Genomic DNA, 17,996 nt, shown 5'->3' with positions numbered 1-17,996 from the left:
TTTAATGATCTCCGTGCGATGGTTGTGATCCATCAACTACAGCTTTAACTTCCGAAATTGAAACAACCGGTAATGATTTTGTAAATAATAAAACTAATGTAAAGAATAAGCCAAAGCTTCCAATCAATAACGAAGCATCGGTAAGTGTTGGTTTGAAATATCCCCAGCTTGACGGTAAATAATCTCTTGATAAAGAAGTAACAGTTATTACAAATCTTTCAAACCACATTCCAACATTTACAAAAACTGCAATTACAAACATAACCGGGATTGATCTTCTAATTTTCTTAAACCAAAATAATTGTGGAATAAAAACATTACAAGTAAACATTATCCAATATGCCCAAGAGTAATCACCAAAAGCTCTGTTTACAAAAGTAAAATATTCTGCTTGAACTCCTCCATACCATGCAATAAAAAATTCCATTGAATATGCGTAACCAACTAACATTCCGGTAAGAAGCATAATTTTATTCATTTTTTCTAAAGTGTCAAGAGTAATAATATGTTCGTAATTAAAAATTTTACGAATAAAAATCAGCACATTTTGAACCATTGCAAATCCAGAAAATACTGCACCAGCAACAAAGTAAGGAGGGAAAATTGTTGTGTGCCATCCGGGTAAAACAGAAACGGCAAAGTCAAAACTTACAATTGTATGCACAGATAATACAAGCGGAGTTGCAAAACCGGCAAGAATTAAATAAGTTAATTCATAATTTTGCCAATGACGATTTGAATGTCTCCATCCCAGACTTGTGATTGAATAAATAATTTTCTTAATTTTATTTGAAGTACGATCTCTTAAAGTTGCAAAATCCGGAATTAATCCAATGTACCAAAATACAAACGAAACTGTAAAATAAGTCGAAACGGCAAAAACATCCCAAAGTAAAGGCGAAGTAAAATTAACCCACAATGAATGCTGGTTTGGATATGGCAATAAATATACTGCGGCAATCCAAGGTCTACCGGTATGCAAAATTGGAAATATCATGGCTGTTGTAACTGCAAAAATTGTCATTCCTTCCGCAAATCTTGCAATTCCGGTTCTCCATTTTTGTCTAAATAAAAATAAGATAGCTGAAATCAAAGTTCCGGCATGACCAATACCGATCCAAAACACAAAATTTACAATTGGAAATCCCCAGCCAACTGGGTTATTATTTCCCCACAAGCCGGTTCCATAATACAAAGACAATAAAACTCCAATAGCTCCAATTGTTAACATTGTTAAAGTAACAGATAGTGCTAAATAAAATTTTATATCCGGTTTGGAATCTAGTGGTTTAGAAATAATTTCATCTAGTGATCTTAAAGGCGGTCTGCCTTCTACCACAGAAAATTCTTTTGTATAATCAATACTACTCACTAAACATCCTCCGAATGAGTATTTCTAATTTTTGCAATGTAAGTTACATTTGGAACTATATTTAATTCTTCCAAAACATGATAACTTAATTCATGTTCTCTAAATTTATTAACAAACGATTCTTTATTATTTGTATCGCCAAATTCAATTGCATTTGCCGGACATGCAGTTTGGCAAGCTGTTTTAACTTCATTTGGATTAATTGCTCTATTTTCTCTAATTGCATTTTCTCGAACAAGCATAATATTTTGAACGCAGAATGAACATTTCTCAATTACGCCGCGTGATCTTACCGTAACTTCCGGATTATTAACCAAATAAGTAAGTTCGTTATCATAATGAGCGTCTGCAAAATTATCTCTAAAATTATAGAAATTAAATCTTCTTACTTTATACGGACAGTTATTTGCGCAATATCTTGTTCCAACACATCTATTATATGCCATTTGATTTAATCCATCCGGGCTATGATTTGTTGCATTTACCGGACAAACATTTTCGCATGGCGCATTATCGCAATGCTGGCAAAGCATTGGCTGATTACTTACAATTGGTTCTTCCGGAGTTCCGCTGTAATATCGATCAATTCTAATCCAATGCATTTCTCTTCCGCGCGAAACTTGATCTTTTCCAACAACCGGAACATTGTTTTCAACATTACAAGAGCTAACACATTCTGAACATCCCAAACATTTGTTTAGGTCAATGCTCATAGCCCATTTTTCATTTTTATATTCATGAGATTTTGTAATACTGAAAATTTCATGTTTGTGTTCTTTAAGAAAATTAGGATTCTTTTTATATTCTTCTAAAGTTCCTTCTTGAATTATATTTCTAATTTTATGAAAATCTTTTACAGATTCATCATTTAACGAATGATGTTCTTGAGTAGATGCAAGTTTATACGTTTCTCCGGTTTTAGAAATTTGCGCACCGCTAAAAATATAATTTGAAAGATTTTCTACTGATAAAAATTCATACACATTTACGCCAACTTCATTTGCAACTTCACCACTGAATTTGCGCCCGTAACCAAGCTCAATAACGGCAATATCGTCAGCCATTCCGGGCTGAATAAAAGCCGGTAAATTTATTTTTTTACTATTTAAATTTATTTCTATTACATCATCATAAGTTACATTTAATTTTTCTGCAGTTGCCGGAGAAATTGCCGCAAAATTATCCCAAGTAACTTTTGTAACGGGATGAGGAAGTTCTTGAAGCCAGCCATTATTTGAATATTTTCCGGTTCCAATGCTATAATTATTCTGAAGTAAAATTGTAATTTGATCAGTTTTAATATTTGATTCTTTATAAAAACTTTGATCAATTTTTTTATACGATTCAGAAATATTTGAGACTTTCAAAATTCCATCATGCAAAGCAGTAAGCCAATAAGTATTAAAATCAGCGGCAGAATTACTAACTGCATAAACATTTGTGTTAATTTCATTCATCAAATATTGATGATAATTTGGATTTTCATTTCCAAGTAAAGTAAGTAAAATTTCTTCTTTTTGTTTTGTATCAAATAGTGGAGAAATCACCGGCTGCTGAAAAGTTAAATGTCCGTTTCTTGTTTTATGATCGCCCCAAGATTCTAAATAATTATTTATGGGAAGAACATATTTGGAAATTTCTGAAGTTTCATTTGGAACTTCTGAAATGCAAATTGTTGTTTTCGAATTATTAAAAATTTCTTGAACTCCAAAAGATTTTGGTAATTCATAAATTGGATTTGCATCAAACGAAATTATTGCTCCAATATTTCCTTTCTTACCATTATCAATAAAATTCTTTAATTCTGCTGAAGTTGTTAATTCAGAATCTACAAGAAATCCGTTTTCAAAATCATATAAATTTTGATTTCCTAAAAGCTCATTTATTAAATTAACTAAAAAATGAACTTCAGAATTTAATACATCTCCGGCAAACAAAATTGAATTGGATTTATTTTCTTTTAAATCGCTTACAAGTAATTTTAATTTTTGTAAACTTAATCCGCTTTTCTCAGCAAACTTTTGAAGTGAGAAATTATTTACTGATGATAAAATGCTGCTCGAAATTTCATCAGAATTAACTGCGCCAACTTTTATCAATTCATTAATCAAACTGAGTAAAAAATCAAATTGCATTATTGGGTTTAATCTAAATCTTACATCGGCATTCATTCCGGTTAAAGACATTGCACCTTCAACCGAATAAAGTTTATTCAATTCTTTTGTTTTAACAATATCTCTTGCATCGGAATATTTAATTCTATTTTCAACAGTATTTCCTTCTTTGCCTAAAAAGTCAGATTCGAGAGCAACAATTATTTTTGCTTTATCCCATTTTATTGATGGAATAATATTTTGTCCATAACTTTTTTTCCATGCAGAAATTTTGTTATTATTATTTGCAAGTTGAGTTGTATAAATTTTTGTAGTTGGAAATTTTATTTTAAAATCATTTAAAACTTTTTGTGTTGTTGGTGACGTAATCGGATTTGCGAAAATTGCAATTTCCTTATTTGCGGAATTTGTATCATTTAAAATTTTGATCAAATCTTCACTAATATTTTTCCATGTAGTTTTAACTTTTGCTTTTGTAGGAAATTGTAATCTATCCGGATCATAAAGATTTAAAATACTTGCATGAACTTTTGATGGAATTTTTCCCTTGTTTATTGGATCATCGGGATTTCCTTCAATTTTAATTGGTCTGCCTTCTCTTGTTTTTACTAAAATTCCGTAACTCAAACCATCCTCAGAAAAAGTTGAAGCATAATAAGTTGGTTTACCGGGCAAAATTTCTTCGGGTCGTTTTACATAAGGAACAATTTCACCTTTATCTCTATAATTAGTGCAAGCAGTTGTAACATAAGCCGTTGAAGCAGCTAGGACAGCCAAAAATTTTCTTCGTGAAAATGTTGACATATTTTCCGGATCAAAATCATCTGTTACTCCGGATTTGAACTCATGCAACTTATCTTCCAGAATTTTAGGATCGTTTTCAAATTCTTTAATACTTTTCCAGATATTATTCGTTCCGATTTTATTCGACATTTTACAAAATCCTATTTATTTCTCTTTACTGAATCTGGGTGAATTTTAACTTTTATGTTTTTAAAACTTTTTTTCTTTTCTGTGCCAAAAATGTTTAACGGAAACGAACTTAAAAATAAAGTTCCGATTGCACTTAATGATATTTTATTAAAAAATTTTCTTCTATTTATTGATGACATTTTCTTAATCCTTTATCTATGACAAGCCGCGCAATTTGTTGGACCTTGTTTTACATTTTCTAAATATGGTAATTGTTTTTCGGGATTTCTATGGCAATCAATACAAGCCGTCATTGTCCAACCTTTCATTTGACTTACAACTTCCATATCGGCAATATTGCCGTGGCAAGTTTCGCATTTCATTCCTTTATTAACATGAACCGAATGATTGAAGTAAGCGTATTCCGGAACTTTGTGAATTCTCTTCCAAGGAATTGGAGTATTTTCATTATAATATTTTGCAAGTTTAATAATTTCCGGTTGTTTATTTCTTGCTAAAGTATGGCAGTTCATACAAATATTAGCCGATGGAACTAATGCATGTCTTCCTTTTGTAACTCCGGTGTGGCAATATTGACAATCAATTTTCATTTGACCGGCATGCAGTTTATGTGAATATGCAATTGGTTGTGTTGGCTGATAACCAATCCCATCTCTTTCTGGTCTTGAAACATAAAATGTGATTAAAAAGGAAACCAATGCAACAAATAAGGTAAGCGGTAATCTAACCTTAAGAGTATAATCAAGAAAAGATTTTTTCATTTATTACCTAAATGTTTAACTATATCTAAAATCAGAAGCAACTTAAAGATCGATGGAACAAACAAACTATAATATTTTAGAAAAAATACTTTTTTAAGATAAAAAATCTGATATAAATTACCAAAAAAAATAATAAACTTTTATACTATAAAATTATTTTTTTCTTTCAAGTACAAAATCTAAAAGTAATTCTAAAGATTTTTTACTTTCAGATTCGTCAAATACTTTTAAAGATTCTTTTGCTTCGGAAATAAATGATTTTGCAATATTGTAGGAATATTCAATTCCTTTATACTTATTAACAAAATCCAGTATTTCATTTATATTATTTTTGGTTTTTACATTTTTGATAAGTTTAATAACTGCGGATGATTCACTTTTTGATGCAGTTCTAAGTGAATGAATTAATGGAAGTGTAATTTTTTTGTCTCGAATATCAGCTCCAAGTGGTTTTCCGATTATAGAAGAAGTTCCGATATAGTCTAAAATATCGTCAACAATTTGAAATGCTTTTCCTAAATTTTCGCCGTAGTTTCTCAAAGCAGAAATGTATAAATCATTATTTGTTGAGCTTGCAGCGCCAATTTCACAGCATGTTGAAAGCAGCGATGCAGTTTTATCTGAAATTATTCTAAAGTAAGTTTCTTCATCAATATCAAGTTTATGTGTTTTTCTTATTTGAAGTAATTCACCTTCCGACATTCTCTTTACAGCTTTTGTAATTATTTTAAGCAAATCAAAATCATCACTATCTAAAGAAATTAATAAACCTCTTGAAAGCAAATAATCGCCCATTAAAACTGCAACTTTGTTTTTCCAAACTGCATTTATTGATGGAAGTCCGCGTCTTTTTTCTGCTCCGTCAACAACATCATCATGAACTAAAGTTGCCGTATGTAAAAGTTCAACAAGAATTGCGCCTCTTAAACTTTTTTGATTTACATCTCCAATTACTTTGGCAGAAAGCAAAACAAGTATTGGTCGAATTTTTTTACCTTTTTGCTTCAGAATATATTTGGTAACTAAATCAACAATTCCAACTTCAGATTTTAGAGATTTTTTAAAGAGTAGATTAAAGTCTTCTAATTCATTTAGAATTGGTTTGCTTATTTCGGAAAGATTAGGTTTCAATATTATTTTTCATTGAAAATTTTGAAACGAATATACTTATTTCATATAATAAAAACAAAGGGATTGCTAAAAGTATTTGTGCAACCGGATCTGTTCCGGGAGTTAAAATTGCGGCAACAATTAAAATTCCTACAACCGAATGTTTTCTATATTTTCGCATAAACTTTGGAGTTAGAATTCCTAATTTAGTTAGGAAAAATGATAACATTGGTAATTCAAAAATAACGCCGGAAGCTAACATAACGCTAATTATTATTGAAAAATATTCATCGATTGCAAAATTATTTTCTATTGATGTTGTTCCAAATTGACCGGCAAAAGTTAAAGTTAAAGGAAGCATTACAAAATACGCAAAAGTAATTCCCGCTAAAAAACAAAGTGAAGAAAAAATTACAATTAGCGAAACATATTTACGTTCATTTTTTTTTAGTGCGGGAGAAATAAATTTCCAAAGTTGATAAAAAACATTTGGAACACTTAGAATAAATCCACCAATAACTGCAACTTGAAAATAAATAAATAATTGTCCGAAAGGCTTTAAATTTTGAAGATTTAAATTGGCTTTTTTGGCGGGAATGAGTAAAACGCTATCAATTAAAAAATCGATAAAAATCCATGATAAAATTGTACCTAAAGTTACGCCAATTAAAAGATAAAGAATTCGCCACCTTAATTCCTCAAGGTGTTCAAGAAAGGACATTTCTCCTTCTTCTTCAATAATTTCGTCAGCTGGAGTTTCTATACTTTTCACAAAGAATTATTAATTTCTAAATTCTGAATAAAGCGGAAATTTTGAACATAATTTTTTTACTTCCGGTTTTAGATCAACAAGTTTTTCTTCATTCTCAAAATTTGTAATTGCTCTATCAATTATATCAGCGATAATTTTCATTTCCGATTCTTTCATTCCGCGTGTAGTTGCTGCCGGAGTTCCGATTCTAATTCCACTTGTTACAAACGGACTTTTTGTATCAAACGGGACCATATTTTTATTTACAGTAATTCCGGCTTTCTCTAAAGCAATTTCAGCTTTTTTGCCGGAAACATTTTTATTAGATAAATCAACAAGCATTAAGTGATTTGAAGTTCCGCCGGAAACAATTTTATATCCTTTCTGAACTAAACTATCAGCTAAAACTTTTGCATTTTTTATAACTTGTTCAGCATAAGTTTGAAATGAATCTTGAAGAATCTCCCCGAATGCAACAGCTTTTGCCATTATTATATGCATTAATGGTCCGCCTTGAATTCCCGGCATAACTGTGCTGTCAAATAATTCAGACATTAATTTTAATCGATCATCCTTAAGAGTTTTGATTCCCAATTTATTTTCAGAATCTTTTCCGATTAAAATAATTCCGCCTCTTGGACCTCGTAAAGTTTTGTGTGTAGTAGAAGTAACAACATCACAATAAGGTAACGGATTGTTTAATAAATTTTTTGCAATCAGTCCAGCCGGATGAGCCATATCGCACATTAAAAATGCGCCAACTTTATCCGCAATTTCTCTAAACTTTGCATAATCCCATTCTCGCGAATATGCACTTGCTCCGGTTATAATTAATTTTGGTTTTTCTTTCATCGCCAAATTTTCAATAACATTATAATCTAATTCTTCAGTCTCTTTATTTAGTGAATATCCAATCGCTTTATAAATTTTTCCGGAAAAGTTAACTGGAGAACCGTGAGTTAAATGTCCGCCATGAGCCAAATCCAAACCAAGAAAAGTATCGCCGGGTTTGAGTAAAGTCATAAATACAGCCATATTTGCTTGGGATCCGCTGTGCGGCTGTACATTTGCATATTCCGCATTGAATATTTTTTTTATTCTATTGATAGCAATTTCTTCGGCCATATCAACATATTCACAACCGCCGTAATATCTTCTGCCCGGATAACCTTCTGCATATTTATTTGTTAAAATAGAACCAGCCGCAGATAAGACGGCTGGACTCACAAAATTTTCGGATGCGATAAGTTCAAGATAATCTGATTGACGTGAAATTTCTAATTTTAAAACATCGGCAATTTCTTTATCATTCGCTAAATATTGATACATAAATTTTCCTTAGAAAGAAACGGTTATTGATTTTCCTATCCAATCGTAGCATCTGCCTTCAATTTTAATTACATCACCATTTTGTTTTTTTCTAAAGAAATAATCTTCTTTTTGCGGAATTGAATTTTGAAGCGCACTAACTCTTTCTGCCGCTGCAGAAGCATGTTCTCCGCCCATTCTAACAACTTGACGATATGTATCTGCGGCTAATTGGTAAACGCATTTATCTTCAAATTCAAAACCGCAGCTTCTTGCAGCTTGTTCATATAACCCAGCTTCTATATAAGTTGGATAATCCCATCCAGGACTTGCTTTTGAAGCTTTAACTAAATAGCTTCTTGAAACTGATAATTGATCCATATCTTTATAAAGCAATGCTAAGTTAAAATAGCTATCTCTATTTTCAGGTTGTAGATCAATTAATTTTTTATATGAATTAATTGCCATATCAACTTGATCATTTTTTTGATATGCTCTTGCAATTTCGTTCCAATAATTGATTACTTCTGGATTTTTTTCAATTAAGAATTTTAAAGGTTCTAATGAAGCTTCATAATCATCATTCTTCTTGCATATCATTGCATATTTCCAAGCTTTTTCGGAATTCTCTTTGTCCTGATACCAAGCTTTCTTCATAAATTCTTGGAGTTGAGTCTGATCTTCTGCCAATCTTGTAATTTTACTATTCCAAACTGCATTGTCCGGTTCCAAATCAGCAAGTTTCATATAAATATCTAAAGCCTTCATTTTATAATCATTGCTATCATTCATATTATTTACATATAAATTTCCAAGTTGATCTGCATAATAAATTTCATCTGTATTATAAACTGTATCGATAGCAAATCCTTGTTCATACGCTGCAATGGAAATTTCCGGATCCGATTTTTTCCATTGATCTAAAACATAAGCTTTTTTCAGCAGATAGTATCCGGCATCTTCTTTATCATATTGAGCAGCTTTATCATATAAATATATTACAGTATCAGCAAGTAATGTTTTTGTTTCTTCAGTAGTAATGCTGTCTGCATAAACTTCAAAAATTACTTTATCCATTTTTTTATAAATTTTATATTGAGGCATAAAATCTGGTTTAATATTTATTACATTAAATCCTTTTTCTATTGTCCACATTTCATATTGCTTAATTTTGTATGCTTCAAAAAAGAGACTTGCTTCAACCATTACATTGATACTATCACCGCTATCAGAAATATTTTTTGCTGATAAATTTGTGTTAAGAAGAGAAATAGTAGCAATTATTGTTAATGTAATTGTTTTAAGTAATTTCAATTTAATTCTCCTTTAGTTATTATCTATCTTGTCTAACAAACCAAAGCTCACCAAAGTTAACAGAAAATGTTGCTTGTAAAATATTTTCTTTTAGTAAATTTTGATTAGTTGTACCTCTAATTCCGTACATTAAACCTAAATCTATTGAATTTTCAAATCCTAACGGAAATGATATTCCAGTATGTATTCCAAATTGATTTATGTCTTCACCTTTAAAAGTATATTGTGTTTGTTCATAACTTAAACCAAATCTATATTTTACTAGTTCCCAAAATGTGGCAAATTTTTTGACCTGCTTATCATACTCAATTCCCAAACTATATCTATTAAGGTCTTTTAAATTAGTAAAAATTTTATCGTTTTGTTTGAATTTTGACCAAGGTTGATTTACGTAATCTATAATTAAATTATATTTATCGATCGAGAAATTTAAACCGATTGATAATTTTGATGGAATTTCTGTTTTAAACGATTTACTTTGTAATACCTTTTTACCCAAGGTGGTTGTAGCGTAAGAAGAACTATCTGTATTTATTTTGCTTCCAACTTCGTAACTTAAGCCAAATCTTAAACTTTTGATATTTTCACTTCCAAAAATTGATGAAATATTTGGAGTTAAAAATCCTATTGTTGTTCCCAATCCTTTATGTTTTAATTCGGATGTAAAATATGAATCGGAAAAATCAGATGTGTCATTATAAATTATTTGTGTTTCATATTTACTGTTTCCGGTATAATATTCAAAAGTTGCTCCAACGGAAAAATCCAATGGAAGAAGAGTTGAAAATCCAAAAAATACTTTTGATAATCCTCCGGTACCGATAAAATCTTCGGTATAACTATTTTCTTCGCCTTCTAAATATTTATTTGTAATATCATAGTTAATTGTTGAATATGGAGTTAATCCAAATACGAATCCAATTCCTAAATCTCTTTCAACAGGAAATGCTAAATGAAATCCGGTAAATCTAACTTCAGAAAAATTTGCGTCGGAATTTCCATCACCAATTTGAGAAATGTTTGCGAGAATATTTAAACCTAACTTTGTACTATTAATTGAATTCCAAGTTGAGGGATTATTCAAATTTATTAAATTCTCATTTACTAATGCAGTTCCAATTCCACCGAGTGATAATTTTCCCGCAGAGTTATAATGGAATAAGTCGCCAACGCCATATCGCGTGTAAATTGTGCCACCGGAAGCAAATGTAATTTGTGAAATTAATATTAGTAAAACTATAATTGACTTATTTTTCATTATTCGTATTTATTTGTGTAGTAAATTGTTAATCTTGGTTTAAGTGAATCTACTGAAGATGTACTATTAAAAATTCCAACTCGGGAAACAGATCTAAGTTCATCAGAGAGCTGAATAAGTAATCCTTTATTTTCTTCGCCATCCATCCATTTTTGAACAAATAATCTAATATCGCCGGAATATTTATCGCCGCTTTTTAATATTGGATATTTCCCAATTTCTGTACTTAAAGTTGACTTCTCAAAATCTGTTAAAAATCCTATCGCAATTGTATCAGCATCAATTGTTCCAAATTCTGTATTGTTATTATCAATAAACAAATCTAAAGTAGCTTTATTTATTACTATATTCTCCGGAACTAATGATAAATCAAAAAGTAATTTTCCTCTTACGGCAAGTGAGCTTTGTAAAATTATATTATCATTTGTATTCGAATAAATTTCACCTTTGGGCACATGTAAATCTGCACTTGGAATTGCAATTATTGTATCAAAAACTCCTTCTTGCTCAAAAACCATATACAAATAAGGATAATCTTCATCATTATAAGTAGTTAAAGCTTGAAAGCCAACTATTCCGGAATTTGAAATTGGTCGCATTAAAATTCCGTAATCCGGAGCATAACTTGAATCATAAGTTCTTCTAATCCAGCCATCGACTAATTCCGTATTAAGATCAAATTTCATTACAGTATCTGCAAAACTGTAAGTTGATTGGTCTAATAAGTTTGGACCTAATGTATTATAAATTTCATTAATTGTATCTTGACTTATTGAACTTGGATTCCAGCTTGAATTTATTCTGTGGATAGAAAATTGAAAACTGTTGCTGTCTCCAATCCAATAAGTTGGTTGAATTTCTACCCAGCATTTTATTAATTTAGATGAATCTGCCTTATAAGGATCCATAATAGAATCAGCCGGATTTATATAAAAACCTATTAAAACTTCACTTGTTATATTTTTATAATTCCCCAATAATACTGTTGATGATGAACCAAATCTTAGAGAATCATATTTATAGGAAGTTAATTCTTGGTTAAAATTACTTGTGTAACTATCAATAACAACAAAGTTTAATTTATCGCTATTGGGAACTAAATCCGTTCCTAAAGAATTCGGATCATTTGTGCAAGACGAAAAATATACAACTAAAATTGCAAGGGAAAAATATTTAATTAGTTTGTTCAACAATTTCTCCATTTAAAAATCGTTCAATAAAATCAACAGCATTTTGAAAATTTGAAGCAACAAAGTTGGGCGAATTTTTAGAATTTTTCAACTTATTAATTTCTTCACTGCTTAAAGTATTTTGAATTAGAATTGAAGTTACACCGGAATTGTGCGCACATTCAATATCAACTTCTCTATCGCCAATAAAAAAAGATTTTGATAAATCAATTTCATTTTCATTTGCTGCGTTAAAAACCATTTCCGGTGAAGGTTTTCTGCATTTTGTTAATTCTTGTGAATCAAAATCCGGATGGAATGGACAAAAATAAAATTTATCAACTTTTGTATTTTGTTCTAATAAAATTTGATTAATTCTTTCGTTCACTTTTTCAACATCGGAATAAGAAATTATGCCTCTTGTAATTCCCGATTGGTTTGAAATAACAAAAATCCTAAATGAAAAATTATTTTTAAGTTTTTTTATTCCTTCCGCAACACCGGGATACAACTTAATTAAATTTGGATTTCCAATATACCCCGAATCATAATTAATTGTTCCATCTCGGTCTAAAAAAACTGCTTTATTTTTCATCAACTATAAAATCTTTTTGTAGAGATCAATATATTCTTTAGAAGATGCAAGCCAAGTAAAATTACTTTTCATTCCGTTCTTCTGTAATTTTAACCAAGATTTTTTATCTTCCGAAAATAAATTAATTGCCTTACTTACAATATTTACTAATTCTTGCTCATTATTTTCTATAAAAACAAAGCCATTTCCGGTTCCGGAGTTTTCATCATAATTTTCAACCGTATCAGCCAATCCGCCGGTTTTTCTAACAATTGGAATTGTTCCATACATTAAACTGTACATTTGGTTTAATCCGCAAGGTTCAATTTTGGATGGCATTAAATACATATCTGATCCGGCTTCAATAAGATGCGCAAGGTTATCGTCAAATCCTAAGTAACTTGCAAATTTTTCCGGATATTTTGCAGCGGCTTTTTCAAAAAATGTATGATATTTTTTTTCACCGTTTCCAAGTAAAATAAATTGTGCATTTAAATTCATTAAATCTTTAAATGCTTTTTGAACAAGATCAAAACCTTTTGCTTCATCCAATCTGGAAATCATTCCGATTACCGGTTTGTTTTCATCATAAACCAATCCGAATTTTTCTACAAGTAATTTTTTATTTTCTTGTTTCGCTTCAATATTTTTTATGGAATATTTTTTTGGAATTTGTTTATCTTTTTCGGGATTCCAAACATTCAAATCAATTCCGTTTAAAATTCCATCAATTGAATCTTCACGAGATTTTAAAACACTAAATAATCCGTCGCTCAATTCTTTATTTGAGCAAATTTCATTAGCATAAGTTTTAGAAACCGTTGTAATAGAATCTGCAAATTGAATTCCACATTTAAGAAAACTGAATTTATCGTTATGCAGCAATTCTTTTTCTTTGAAATATTCTGTAAGTCCGGTTTTTTGAAGTGAAGTTACCGGAAATTCTCCCTTAAAACCTAAATTGTGAATTGTAAAAACACTTCTTACATTATCAAAAATTGGATCCTTTTTGAAAAGTGTTTTTAAGTAAATTGGTATAAGTCCGCCTTGCCAATCATTGCAATGAATAATATCGGGAATCCAGCCAAGTTTTGTAATTAAATCAAATATGGATTTTGCAAGAAGAATAAATCTTTCGTCATTATCTTTATAATCTTTTCCGGAAATTGGATCTGCGTATAAACTTCTTCTGCTGCCAAAATATTCATCATTATCCAAAAAGTAAAGTTGCACGCGAACTTTTGACCCAACCAAAAATGAAGATCGGAGTGAATAAGTAACTTGTTTTCCCCCAATATCCGTAACTAAATCTTTAAGTCGTACAACTTCGTGAATCTTAAATTTTCGTTCATCAATTGCGCCATATTTGGGCACTAAAATTCTGACTTGATGTCCTAATTCTTGTAATTGCTGAGTTAAAGAACTCGAAACATCGGCTAATCCGCCGGTTTTTACAAATGGTACAACTTCGGATGTTACAAAAAGTATTTTATATTTTCTACTTGGGGGCATTGCAAATCCTTAAATTTTTAATCGGTAAAGTTACAAAATTATTGACTTATTGACAAAAATATTTAATATTGCATGTTTTATTGCAAAATCTAATTCATACCTTAAACTCTTATGAAAACTTTATTTTATAATCCGGCGCAAATTATTACCGTTAATACAAACGGAAAAAATTACAAAAGAGGTAATGAATTAAACGATATTTCAGTTTTGGAAAATTTTTCTATCGTTGTTGAAAATGAAAAAATTTCCGAAATAATTCCTACCAAAAAAATTTCTGAATTTAAGTTTGATGAAAAAATTGATTTAACAAATAAAATAATTTTACCCGGATTAGTTGAAGCTCACACACATTTAGTTTTTGCCGGATTAAGAGCCGATGAATTTGGAATGCGATTATCCGGAAAAAGTTATGAAGAAATTGCAAACTCCGGCGGCGGAATAAATTCAACTGTTAAAGCTGTACGAGAATCAAGTTTTGAAGAATTACTTAATATAGCTAAACCAAAAGTCCAGAATTTTATTGAGCAAGGTGTTACAACTTTAGAAATAAAAAGCGGCTACGGATTAAGTTTTTACGATGAAATAAAAATTCTACAAGTTATAAAAGAATTAAACTCAATATCCCCAATTGATATAAAAGCAACTTTTTTGGGAGCTCACACTTTTCCGCCGGAATATAAAAATGATCAAAATCAGTATATAAAAATTTTAACCAAAGAAATTATTCCGTTTATCTCAAAAAACAATCTTGCAAATTCTTGTGATGCATTTTGTGAAAAAACCGCTTTTTCGCCAACTCAAGTTGAAGAAATTTTTTCTGCTGCAAAAGAGAATAATTTAGATGTAAAATTGCATACAGATCAATTTAATTCAATTGGCGGAATTGAAATCGGTCTAAAATTTAATGCTCAAAGTTTAGATCATCTTGAAGTAATTGATGAATTTGGAATTGAAAAAATTTCGCAAAGTAATTCGGTTGCGGTTTTGCTTCCGGGAGTTTCATTTTCGTTAAATTATCAATTTGCGTCGGCAAGAAAATTAATTGAGAAAAATGCAATTGTTTCGCTAGCTACTGATTTTAATCCCGGTTCATCTCACATAAATAACATTAGCTTAATTTGGGGATTAGCCGCTTTAAAGATGAAAATGAAAATTGAAGAAATAATTTCTGCGTACACAATAAATTCCGCAAAAGCACTTTCTCTATCAGATAAAATTGGAAGTATTGAAATTGGCAAAAGTGCAGATTTTGCAGTTTTCGAAACATCAAATTATAATGATTTAATTTATTTCCTCGGACAAAATTTGTGCTCTATGGTTATTAAAAATGGCAAAGTTATTTATGAAAAAAAATCTTAATCTATTTTTTATAATTAATTTTCTTACAATTTTAATTTTGAGTTGTTCTACGGAAATTCCTCAAAAAGAAGAAGTTTCCATTCCGGGAAAAAACATAAAAAAAGATTCCGTAAATCATATTTCCGAAAAAGTTGAAAATGAATTTTTGTTAGGAATTAATGTTCTAAAAGAAAATAATTTTGAAATTCTTCAAAATAAAAAAGTTGGATTAATTACAAATCAAACCGGAGTTGATAAAAATTTAAAATCTACAATTGATATTTTATATGAAGCAAAAAATGTAAATCTTGTTGCATTATTTTCACCGGAACACGGAGTTCGCGGAAATATTGAAGGCGGAGAAAATATTGAAACCATTATAGATAAAAAAACTAAACTTCCCGTTTATTCTTTGTATGGAAAAACTCAAAAACCAACAAAAAAAATGCTTTCTGGAATTGATGTTTTAGTTTATGATATTCAAGATATTGGAGTTAGATCTTACACATTTATTTCTACATTAGGTTTGGCAATTGAAGCCGCTTCTGAAAATAATATTGAATTTTTAGTTTTGGATAGACCAAATCCTTTAGGCGGATTAAAAGTTGAAGGAAATATTTTAGAAAGTGAATACAAATCATTTATCAGCCAATACCCTATTCCTTACATTTATGGTTTAACTTGCGGAGAACTTGCAAGCTTACTTGTTGCAGAAAAAATGATTTCAACAAAATCTAATTATAATGTAAAAGTTGTTAAAATGGAAAATTGGAAAAGAAGCATGACATTTTCCGATACAAAATTAAATTGGGTTCCAACTTCTCCACACATTCCAAATTTTGAAACAACTTATTTTTATCCAATGACGGGAATTTTGGGCGAATTAAGAAATGCAATTTCAATCGGAGTTGGTTACACTTTGCCATTTCAAATTATTGGAGCGGAATGGATTGATGCAAATTTATTTTCTGATAAATTAAATAGTTTGAAAATTCCGGGTTTATATTTTAGACCAATTTCGTACAAACCATTTTACGGTTTTGGAAAAGGTAAAAATTTAAACGGAGTTCAAATTCATATTACGGATTTTGATTCCGTTAATTTAGTTTCTACTCAATTCTATATTATTAATGTTTTACAAAAATTATATCCCAAAAAAGATTTGTTTCAACTTTCTGATGTAAGCGAAATTAAAATGTTTAATAAAGCAATTGGTACTGATAAAATTTTGAAAATGATTCAAAAAAAATCAGAAATGAGCGAAATTTTTAATTTTCTAAATAGAGATATAAAAGATTTCAAGAAACATTCTTCCAAATATTACCTTTATAATTAAATTCTTTTTGCAAAAACTAACTTCATACTACTTATTTGTTTTGTATCACATTTTAAGGTTAAAAGTCCTACTTATTTGTATCAAAAATTCATTCAATCTAAGAGGATAACAAAAAAAATGAAAAAACTAACAACTTTAATTTTAAGCTTACTATTTGTAAGTATGAATTTTGCACAATCAAATTCCATATCGTATAAATTTTCTGTTGAAGGTTGTGGAGAAATTCCAGAATTAGAAATTTTTAGAGGAATTATGTTCGAGGGCGATAATATTGTTTTTGAACCTTACACATTTCCTCAAGGAAATCCGGAATCACAATTTTTCTATGATTTAATGGTTGGCGGTAGTTTAGGATTTCCGGTCAACAGTTTAAATGAAAATATCAACATTCATATAATTTTAAATGGATTGTGCGATCTTGATTTAAATAATTTGCCTTCAGATGAAGACATTTTAAAACTGCTTTATTTAGATATTATTGTAACTGGTGAAAATACAGGAGCTTATGATCCAAATGAATATTATTTTTTAGCGAACAATCAAGAAGCTTATTTAAAATTGCCAGCAGATAAAATTATTCCTTTCTTAAATTTCTTAGGATATTCTGTTGAAGATTTTACACCTTTTTATTTAAATGCTCAATCTCAAGTTGATCTAAACGGAATTAGCAAAATTGTAGAGCCAAGTTTTATATCAATTTATTTGCAGCATTTTTCTACAATTGGCGTTGGCTTTAAAGTTGAAACTGTAGTTGATCCAGATACAACTGACAATTCAGATTCTACAACAACTGCAATTGCTGAGAATAGTTCCAATATTCCAACAGAATATAATTTATCACAAAATTATCCAAATCCATTTAATCCAACTACAACAATTAGTTATACAATTCCAGAAGCTGGATTTACAAAACTTTCAATCTATAATTCTTTAGGTGAAGTTGTTCAATCTTTGGTTAATGAAAATCAATCTGCAGGAAGATATAATGTAAACTTTAACGCAAATAATCTTTCATCAGGATTGTACTTCTATACAATTTCAAGCGGAAATTTTGCTCAGACAAATAAAATGATTTTGATGAAATAATTGTTTGAAATAAATAAAAAATTTAAAAGCTGTTCCGAAAGAATGTTATCCTTTCGGAAT

The 17,996-nt window shown here is 29.8% G+C and carries 15 protein-coding genes; 3 read left to right on the top strand and 12 right to left on the bottom strand.

Annotation, left to right across the window (positions count from 1 at the left end):
* Position 1: 1 nt before the first annotated feature.
* The 12 genes from nrfD to glgA all read right to left on the bottom strand — a co-directional run bounded on the left by nrfD (position 2) and on the right by glgA (position 14,176).
* Positions 2-1,372 (bottom strand): polysulfide reductase NrfD, encoded by a 1,371-nt coding sequence (gene nrfD, locus IPH62_14245; GenBank protein MBK7106437.1) that lies wholly within the window; start codon positions 1,370-1,372, stop codon positions 2-4.
* Complete coding sequence (locus tag IPH62_14240; GenBank protein ID MBK7106436.1) at positions 1,372-4,419, bottom strand: TAT-variant-translocated molybdopterin oxidoreductase; 3,048 nt, start codon at positions 4,417-4,419, stop codon at positions 1,372-1,374. The genes nrfD and IPH62_14240 overlap by 1 nt, the downstream gene beginning before the upstream one ends.
* An 11-nt stretch (positions 4,420-4,430) precedes the next feature.
* Positions 4,431-4,598: a hypothetical protein gene (locus tag IPH62_14235; protein MBK7106435.1), complete on the bottom strand. Its 168-nt coding sequence runs from the start codon at positions 4,596-4,598 to the stop codon at positions 4,431-4,433.
* 12 nt (positions 4,599-4,610) lie between these two features.
* On the bottom strand, positions 4,611-5,180 hold the full coding sequence (locus IPH62_14230) for a cytochrome c3 family protein (protein ID MBK7106434.1): 570 nt from the start codon (positions 5,178-5,180) through the stop codon (positions 4,611-4,613).
* A 153-nt stretch (positions 5,181-5,333) separates the two neighbouring features.
* Positions 5,334-6,311, bottom strand: a complete 978-nt coding sequence (locus IPH62_14225; GenBank protein ID MBK7106433.1) for a polyprenyl synthetase family protein — start codon at positions 6,309-6,311, stop codon at positions 5,334-5,336.
* Complete coding sequence (gene tatC, locus IPH62_14220) at positions 6,301-7,011, bottom strand: twin-arginine translocase subunit TatC (GenBank protein MBK7106432.1); 711 nt, start codon at positions 7,009-7,011, stop codon at positions 6,301-6,303. Before tatC ends, IPH62_14225 begins: the two co-directional genes overlap by 11 nt.
* 60 nt (positions 7,012-7,071) lie before the next feature.
* On the bottom strand, positions 7,072-8,370 hold the full coding sequence (locus tag IPH62_14215) for a serine hydroxymethyltransferase (protein MBK7106431.1): 1,299 nt from the start codon (positions 8,368-8,370) through the stop codon (positions 7,072-7,074).
* A gap of 9 nt (positions 8,371-8,379) precedes the next feature.
* The gene (locus tag IPH62_14210) at positions 8,380-9,663 is read right to left on the bottom strand and encodes a hypothetical protein (GenBank protein MBK7106430.1); all 1,284 of its coding nucleotides are present in this window, start codon (positions 9,661-9,663) and stop codon (positions 8,380-8,382) included.
* Between the two features lie 19 nt (positions 9,664-9,682).
* On the bottom strand, positions 9,683-10,921 hold the full coding sequence (locus tag IPH62_14205) for a hypothetical protein (protein MBK7106429.1): 1,239 nt from the start codon (positions 10,919-10,921) through the stop codon (positions 9,683-9,685).
* Positions 10,921-12,111, bottom strand: coding sequence for a hypothetical protein (locus IPH62_14200; GenBank protein MBK7106428.1), 1,191 nt, complete (start codon positions 12,109-12,111; stop codon positions 10,921-10,923). The genes IPH62_14205 and IPH62_14200 overlap by 1 nt, the downstream gene beginning before the upstream one ends.
* Entirely contained in the window at positions 12,095-12,685 is a 591-nt protein-coding gene (locus IPH62_14195) for an HAD family hydrolase (GenBank protein ID MBK7106427.1), read from the bottom strand. Before IPH62_14195 ends, IPH62_14200 begins: the two co-directional genes overlap by 17 nt.
* A 3-nt stretch (positions 12,686-12,688) precedes the next feature.
* Entirely contained in the window at positions 12,689-14,176 is a 1,488-nt protein-coding gene (gene glgA / locus IPH62_14190) for a glycogen synthase GlgA (protein MBK7106426.1), read from the bottom strand.
* 111 nt (positions 14,177-14,287) lie between these two features.
* On the opposite strand from glgA, the gene IPH62_14185 reads away from it, so the two are divergent.
* The 3 genes from IPH62_14185 (at position 14,288) to IPH62_14175 (ending at position 17,936) form a co-directional block, all read left to right on the top strand.
* Positions 14,288-15,535, top strand: a complete 1,248-nt coding sequence (locus IPH62_14185) for an imidazolonepropionase (GenBank protein MBK7106425.1) — start codon at positions 14,288-14,290, stop codon at positions 15,533-15,535.
* The gene (locus IPH62_14180; protein MBK7106424.1) at positions 15,519-16,850 is read left to right on the top strand and encodes a DUF1343 domain-containing protein; all 1,332 of its coding nucleotides are present in this window, start codon (positions 15,519-15,521) and stop codon (positions 16,848-16,850) included. Before IPH62_14185 ends, IPH62_14180 begins: the two co-directional genes overlap by 17 nt.
* A 333-nt stretch (positions 16,851-17,183) precedes the next feature.
* Positions 17,184-17,936, top strand: coding sequence for a T9SS type A sorting domain-containing protein (locus tag IPH62_14175; GenBank protein MBK7106423.1), 753 nt, complete (start codon positions 17,184-17,186; stop codon positions 17,934-17,936).
* Positions 17,937-17,996: the final 60 nt, after the last annotated feature.

The organism is Ignavibacteriota bacterium, assembly GCA_016708125.1.
GTDB lineage: Bacteria > Bacteroidota > Ignavibacteria > Ignavibacteriales > Melioribacteraceae.
This window is presented reverse-complemented; position numbering and strand designations above follow the sequence as displayed.

What these genes read in the sequence shown, in the direction of transcription:
- IPH62_14240 (MBK7106436.1), bottom strand. Translation starts at nt 4,419, where the DNA reads ATGTCGAATAAAATCGGAACGAATAATATCTGGAAAAGTATTAAAGAA.
- IPH62_14235 (MBK7106435.1), bottom strand. Translation starts at nt 4,598, where the DNA reads ATGTCATCAATAAATAGAAGAAAATTTTTTAATAAAATATCATTAAGT.
- IPH62_14230 (MBK7106434.1), bottom strand. Translation starts at nt 5,180, where the DNA reads ATGAAAAAATCTTTTCTTGATTATACTCTTAAGGTTAGATTACCGCTT.
- tatC (MBK7106432.1), bottom strand. Translation starts at nt 7,011, where the DNA reads ATGTCCTTTCTTGAACACCTTGAGGAATTAAGGTGGCGAATTCTTTAT.
- IPH62_14215 (MBK7106431.1), bottom strand. Translation starts at nt 8,370, where the DNA reads ATGTATCAATATTTAGCGAATGATAAAGAAATTGCCGATGTTTTAAAA.
- IPH62_14205 (MBK7106429.1), bottom strand. Translation starts at nt 10,921, where the DNA reads ATGAAAAATAAGTCAATTATAGTTTTACTAATATTAATTTCACAAATT.
- IPH62_14195 (MBK7106427.1), bottom strand. Translation starts at nt 12,685, where the DNA reads ATGAAAAATAAAGCAGTTTTTTTAGACCGAGATGGAACAATTAATTAT.
- glgA (MBK7106426.1), bottom strand. Translation starts at nt 14,176, where the DNA reads ATGCCCCCAAGTAGAAAATATAAAATACTTTTTGTAACATCCGAAGTT.
- IPH62_14185 (MBK7106425.1), top strand. Translation starts at nt 14,288, where the DNA reads ATGAAAACTTTATTTTATAATCCGGCGCAAATTATTACCGTTAATACA.
- IPH62_14180 (MBK7106424.1), top strand. Translation starts at nt 15,519, where the DNA reads ATGAAAAAAAATCTTAATCTATTTTTTATAATTAATTTTCTTACAATT.
- IPH62_14175 (MBK7106423.1), top strand. Translation starts at nt 17,184, where the DNA reads ATGGTTGGCGGTAGTTTAGGATTTCCGGTCAACAGTTTAAATGAAAAT.